The following is a 5414-nucleotide window of genomic DNA, read 5'->3' as shown; positions in this document are numbered from 1 at the left end:
GAGGAGGCTGATCTGTCGGGATGCAGCGCGGTTTAAAGGGGCACTATGTTACAAAAGCAAAAAGCTCCTGACGGAGCTTTTTGCTTAACTGAGCGGCATTGGTCCCCCAAGGGGATTTCCTGCGGGGCACATCGCAAGGCACCCCGCGCAGCGGGGCGGCTGTCACCGCAGAGCTTGGCGGCTTTGCCGCCTAGCGCCGCGCGCGCCTTGGGGGTGTCGGGGGGCTTGGCAAGCGCGGGGTCCCCGCAAAGTCGCAGACTTTGTGGGGGGCAGTAGAGTCCCCTGACGTGCCGCCGGGCACACCCGGCATGTAAAACATCGCGCCGCAGGCGCTGAAAAACTTCGCTTTCTGAAGGAAAGACATAATCAGGGATTTTTATGCGGCTGCATTGGCCATCCGGTTTCAGAACAGGCACTCGGGCGGCACGCCCTCGCGGCGCAGGTAGTCGGCCAGATTGCGTCCGGGCACCGGGGCGAAATGCACGCCGGTGAGCGCCAGCCCCTGCATGCGATCGAGGCGGAAGTGGCGGTAATCATCGCGCAGCGTGCACCAGCCGACCATCGAGCAGCTGTTTTCCCAATAGAACATGCCCAGTGGCTGCACCGTGCGCTCGCTGGGCGTGCCGTCGGCGCGCGTGTAGGCGAAATGCACTTCCTGGCGGGCGCTGATGGCCGTGCGCAACAGGCCCAGCGCGGGCTGCGTGGCGTCCTCGCGCACGGGCGGGGCGAACAGCGCGGTATCGGGCAGGCGCTGCCCGGCGTCGCGCAGCGCGGTTTCGATGCGCGCCAGCGCCAGCCCGGCGTCGCCGCGCTGGCTCACCAGCCGGCAACCGAGGCGCAACGCATCCAGCTCGGCCGCGCCAAAGCTCAGCGGCGGCAGCTCGTTGCGCGTGCGCAGCCGGTAGCCCACGCCAGCCTCGCCCTCGATGTCCAGCCCCGTACACATCAGGTCGGCGATGTCGCGGTAGATGGTGCGTTCGGACACGTTCAGCGCCTGCGCCAGCCAGCGCGCGGTGGTCAGCGTGCGGCTGCGCAGGAAGAGCGTGATCTGGTAGAGGCGGTCGGCGCGGCGCATGGCGGTGGGTGGCGGCGGAATGCGGCACAGTATGCCGCATCCGCGCGCCGTGCGGATCAGGGTTCCTGGTGCAGGCCGATGCGGTTGCCTTCGCTGTCGATGAAGATCGCGATATGGCCGACTTCCGGCGAGACCTCGGTCTTTGGCAGCGCGATTTCCGCGCCCAGCGCCTGCAGGCGGCCGAGCATGGTATCCAGGCCATCCTTCGCATTCAGGTAGGGCAGCACGCCGCCCCTGGCCGGTGCAAAGTCGTCCGAGCGGGTCAGCCCGCCGCCGACGCCGCCCTCCTGATAGGGAAAGAGCGCCATGCCGCACTCGCTGCGCTGCAGCGGCGTGGCGAACAGCGTTTCGTAAAAGGCGGCGGCGCGGTCCAGATCGTGGACGGGAATTTCAAACCAGTTGATGGCATGCATGGTGTTCTCCTTGGTATGGGTAGCACTGCTCACTGCAGTAGGGAGAGCATGCCTGGGGGCTACTGACAACATGGTGTCAGCAGCCTCGGGCCTGCCGCAGCCTGCGGCCTGTGTGTCAGCAATGCCCTGTGGGTATGGGCATGCAGCCAATGGCTTGTATGGCTTGTGTGGCAATACAGCATGCTGTATTCCTGTGCGCCTGTGTCGGACCGCAGTATGGCGCTACACTTGCTGACTGCAGATGCGCAAGGAGGAGAGGCATGAACTGCACCGGATGTGGCGCGCCGCTGGCGGTCGATGCGCTGGTTTGCCCGTTTTGCGGCCTGCACAACGCCGTCGACCTGCTGGCGATCCGCGATTTCCGCCTGCTGGCCGAGCACAGCGAGCTGCATTGCCCCAATGGCTGCGGCGATCTGCAACTGCTGCAGCTGGGCGCGGGACTGGATGTCACCATCGGCTTCTGCCCGTCCTGCAAGGGCCTGAAATTTGCGCCCGGCGCCCTGCAGATTGCGCTCGACAAGGTGGCGGGGCAGGTGCGCGAGATCAATCACGGCCGCATCAGCGCCATCCTGGCCGAACGCGTGCCGCGCGAAGCGGTGCGCTACCGGCCCTGCCCGGCTTGCGGCAAGGTGATGCACCGCCACGCCTATAACCGCCACATTCCGCTGATTGTCGACGACTGCCGCGAACACGGTGTGTGGCTGGACGGTGGCGAATTCACCGTGCTGGCGGAATGGATGGAGGCCGGCGGCGCCCAGATGGCCAGACTGGAAGCCGAGCGCCGGGAGCGCGTCAATGCCGTGCTGGGCGAGGGCGATCCGGAATTGCGCATCGCCGCCGCCAAGCGTGCGGCGGCAGCGGCTGGCGCGCCGCTGGCCGAGTCTTCACCCCCGAGTCAGACCCGCCTGTGGCCGCGCTGGGTCTGGCTGGTGGCCGCGGCCCTGGCGCTGTATGCGCTAATCAGCGGGCACTGGCAGCCCGCCGCATTGGGACTGGTACTGCTGCTCAACTGGGCGGTGGAGCGCTGGCGCGAGTGAGTTTTCGTGGGTATGTCTCGACAGCCCTTTTATTGATCCGGCCCTCTGATGTTTTTACTCGTAGGAGCGAGCTTGCTCGCGATCAGCAATGCTTCACGAGCAAGCTCGCTCCTACGGAAATTCAAACTTCTGAGGGGCGGATCAATAGTCAAGGGCTACAGAGCCATGCGTGCCGATGTATCAGGACTGGGCGTCGATGTCCGCCAGCGACTCCAGGCCCTTGGTCGTGACGGCATGGCTGCCGTCTGCCTGTGCCTCGACATGGCCCTTGTGCAGCAGGAAGGCCAGCGCGCGCGGATCGACCACCGCGTCGGGCTTGCGCGCCAGGAGGCGCAGCGCGTCGATGCAGCTTTTCAGAAACAGCGTCTGCACGCCTTTTTCCGTGACTTCCGGAATGCCGCTGCGGCCGTATTGCGTGTATTTCAGGCCGGTAAGCTGCTTGATGTGCTTGAACACACGCGGGCTGAGACGCCGGCTTTTCAGGCCGCGGGCGACTTCGGCCAGGGCTTCGAGGGCATCGGTGGACAGGGCTTCGTTTTTCAAGGGGCAAATCCGCAGAAAGGCAATCGGGCCGCTATGTTACGCCCACTCGCCGCGCCCCGCATGCTCCGTAGTCGAGTGGCGGGGGCATCGCGCCCCTTCCCCCTGCCGGGGGAAGGTTGGGATGGGGGTAAAGCGCTTGCGCCTCTGCACGTGACGATCCCCACCCCAGTCCTGCCCCTGACAGGGGAGGGAGTTAAAACCGCAGGCACCCAGGATCTTTTTTGTGCCAGCGGGGCTGGGGGGGATGAGGTGGCGGCTGGCAGTTTCCATTCCCGGCTTGCGCCGGACTGGGGCGTCAGCCTGTCCTGCGGCATATCGCCTGTTCATGATGCTTTGCGCTACGTATTTTGACTACATGAAGATTTGAGAATATCCCTTGTTTTGCATGGTGTTTATTGTGGCCAAGATGTAGTAAATTCGCTGTCATTGTCCAAAAACGCGAAACAAATCTACATGCAGATCGATCCCGTTGTTCTCTTCTTCCTGCTCGGCCTGGGCGCCGGGCTGGCGCGTTCCGACCTCAAGCTGCCCAGCGCGCTGTATGAAACGCTGTCGGTCTTCCTGCTGCTGGCCATCGGCATCAAGGGCGGGCTGGAGCTGGCCAAGCAGCCCTTTCTCGCCATCCTGCCGCAGGCGCTGCTGGTGCTGCTGATGGGCTTCCTCATTCCGCTGCTGATCTACCCGCTGCTGCGCTGGCGCCTACCGCAGGTCGACGCCGCCAGCATTGCCGCGCATTACGGCTCGGTATCGGTGGTGACTTACGCCGTGGGCGTGGCCTATCTGGTGCGCCAGGGCGTCAGCCATGAATCGCAGACCACGCTCTTCCTCGTGCTGCTGGAAATGCCCGCGCTGGTCGTGGGGGTCGTGCTCGCGCGGCTGGGCCGATCCGGTGAAACCAGCTCCGCCGCGCATGGCTGGGGCAAGCTGCTGCACGAAGTGCTGCTGGGCAAGAGCATGGTGCTGCTGCTGGGCGGTCTGGCCATTGGCGCGCTGGCCGGGCCGGACGGCATCAAGCCGCTGGACAAGCTGTATCTGGACCTCTTCAAGCCCGTGCTCACGCTTTTCCTGCTGGAAATGGGCCTGGTGGTCGCCGGCAAGTTCGGCATCCTGCGCCGCGAGGGGCTCTTCCTCGCCGCCGTCGGCATTATCCTGCCGCTGCTGCTCAGCTGGGTGGGTATCGGCTTCGGGCTCATGATGGGCCTGAGTACCGGGGGTGTTACCATCCTGGGTATCCTGGCGGCCTCGGCCTCCTACATCGCCGCACCGGCCGCCATGCGCATGGCCGTGCCGCAGGCCAACCCCGCCTTGTCGCTGGGCGCGGCGCTGGGCATCACCTTCCCCTTCAACCTGCTGGTGGGCATCCCGCTCTACCACCGCTTCGCCGCTTTCGTAACCGGAGCCTGACCATGATTTTTCATACCCGCACCCTGCTGACCATCGTCACCGAAGCCGCGCTGGAAAACGATCTGGTCGAGTTGTTTCACGCGCGCAAGCTGCGCGGCTGGACCATCGTCGAAGCGCGCGGCAAGGGCGACCACGGCGAGCAGCATGGCAGCTTCGACGCCAACCACAACATCCAGATCGAGCTGATCGCCGACAGCGCCGCAGCCGAACAGCTGGCGGAAACCATCCAGCAGAAATTCGGCGGCGACTTCGCGCTGGTGCAGTGGCTGTCGGACGTGCGCGTGCTGCGGGCGGAGAAGTTCTGAGCCGCGTGCGGCGTGTGTTTGCTTTAGCGGACCAGCAGGCAGGCCAGCGCCACCCAGCCGAATACGGCCAGGATGTTGCGCGCCGGTGCTGACTCGCGGGCAACGAGCCGGAGCGGCAGGAGCAGCCCCAGATAGACAGCAAGCAGCACAAGCAGCAGCGTATTCGGCAGGTGATTGTCTGGATTGAGATGGCAATATTCGCTGGAGCTGATCGGCAGGCAGAATGTCGGCTCCACAATCGAGCCTGCCGCCACCAAGCCCAACAGCGCCAGGCACAGGGTCGGTATTACCTTGTGCCACCAGCGTGCAGTGCCACGCACAAGCAGGCAGGACATGCCGAGCAGTAATAGCAAGGCGTCAAGCCAGCTAGTGCTCTGAGCGCAACGAATCTTTAGCTTTCGCAACCTTTTCCAATATCGCAGATGACGTCGCGGTCCAGCGGTAAGGCTTGGGGGTGGCGTTGCGCTGCTCAAGGTAGCGCGCAATGGTTTCCTCCAGCTCCCCGACGCTGCGAAACACACCCCGGCGCAGCTGGTCATCGGTCAGGTCGCGAAAAAAACGCTCGACCAGATTCAGCCAGGACGCACTGGTCGGAGTGAAGTGCAGATGGATGCGCGGATTTTTGGCCAGCCACTCC

The 5414-nt window shown here is 64.6% G+C and carries 7 protein-coding genes and 1 pseudogene; 3 read left to right on the top strand and 5 right to left on the bottom strand.

The window, feature by feature from the left end; genetic code table 11:
- Positions 1-403 precede the first annotated feature (403 nt).
- Together C515_RS0116290 and C515_RS0116285 are read right to left on the bottom strand one after the other, a co-directional pair.
- Positions 404-1075, bottom strand: a complete 672-nt coding sequence (locus C515_RS0116290; RefSeq protein WP_028456377.1) for a helix-turn-helix transcriptional regulator — start codon at positions 1073-1075, stop codon at positions 404-406.
- Positions 1076-1131: 56 nt separating this feature from the next.
- Positions 1132-1488, bottom strand: a complete 357-nt coding sequence (locus C515_RS0116285) for a VOC family protein (RefSeq protein ID WP_028456376.1) — start codon at positions 1486-1488, stop codon at positions 1132-1134.
- A gap of 260 nt (positions 1489-1748) precedes the next feature.
- Between C515_RS0116285 and C515_RS0116280 the strand changes: the two genes are divergently transcribed.
- Positions 1749-2525: a TFIIB-type zinc ribbon-containing protein gene (locus C515_RS0116280; protein ID WP_028456375.1), complete on the top strand. Its 777-nt coding sequence runs from the start codon at positions 1749-1751 to the stop codon at positions 2523-2525.
- Positions 2526-2705: 180 nt separating this feature from the next.
- On the opposite strand, the gene C515_RS0116275 is transcribed toward C515_RS0116280, so the two are convergent.
- Complete coding sequence (locus tag C515_RS0116275) at positions 2706-3068, bottom strand: hypothetical protein (RefSeq protein ID WP_028456374.1); 363 nt, start codon at positions 3066-3068, stop codon at positions 2706-2708.
- Between the two features lie 453 nt (positions 3069-3521).
- On the opposite strand from C515_RS0116275, the gene C515_RS0116270 reads away from it, so the two are divergent.
- Positions 3522-4472, top strand: a complete 951-nt coding sequence (locus tag C515_RS0116270; protein ID WP_028456373.1) for a sodium-dependent bicarbonate transport family permease — start codon at positions 3522-3524, stop codon at positions 4470-4472.
- A gap of 2 nt (positions 4473-4474) precedes the next feature.
- Positions 4475-4777 (top strand): DUF3240 family protein, encoded by a 303-nt coding sequence (locus tag C515_RS0116265; RefSeq protein WP_028456372.1) that lies wholly within the window; start codon positions 4475-4477, stop codon positions 4775-4777.
- Positions 4778-4800: 23 nt separating this feature from the next.
- Here the strand turns inward: C515_RS0116265 and C515_RS0116260 are convergent, their stop codons facing one another.
- Together C515_RS0116260 and C515_RS0116255 are read right to left on the bottom strand one after the other, a co-directional pair.
- The gene (locus tag C515_RS0116260; protein ID WP_158380853.1) at positions 4801-5130 is read right to left on the bottom strand and encodes a hypothetical protein; all 330 of its coding nucleotides are present in this window, start codon (positions 5128-5130) and stop codon (positions 4801-4803) included.
- Positions 5131-5143: 13 nt separating this feature from the next.
- Positions 5144-5414, bottom strand: a pseudogene (locus tag C515_RS0116255) (IS630 family transposase); the annotation flags it as partial.

The organism is Chitinilyticum litopenaei DSM 21440 (assembly GCF_000428145.1).
Lineage (GTDB): Bacteria > Pseudomonadota > Gammaproteobacteria > Burkholderiales > Chitinibacteraceae > Chitinilyticum > Chitinilyticum litopenaei.
Note: the sequence above shows the minus strand (reverse complement) of the source record. Positions and strands in the feature narration are given on the sequence as shown.

Bases quoted from the DNA above. Each gene is read 5' to 3' on its own strand.
- C515_RS0116290 (WP_028456377.1), bottom strand. From the start codon at position 1,075: ATGCGCCGCGCCGACCGCCTCTACCAGATCACGCTCTTCCTGCGCAGC.
- C515_RS0116285 (WP_028456376.1), bottom strand. From the start codon at position 1,488: ATGCATGCCATCAACTGGTTTGAAATTCCCGTCCACGATCTGGACCGC.
- C515_RS0116280 (WP_028456375.1), top strand. From the start codon at position 1,749: ATGAACTGCACCGGATGTGGCGCGCCGCTGGCGGTCGATGCGCTGGTT.
- C515_RS0116270 (WP_028456373.1), top strand. From the start codon at position 3,522: ATGCAGATCGATCCCGTTGTTCTCTTCTTCCTGCTCGGCCTGGGCGCC.
- C515_RS0116265 (WP_028456372.1), top strand. From the start codon at position 4,475: ATGATTTTTCATACCCGCACCCTGCTGACCATCGTCACCGAAGCCGCG.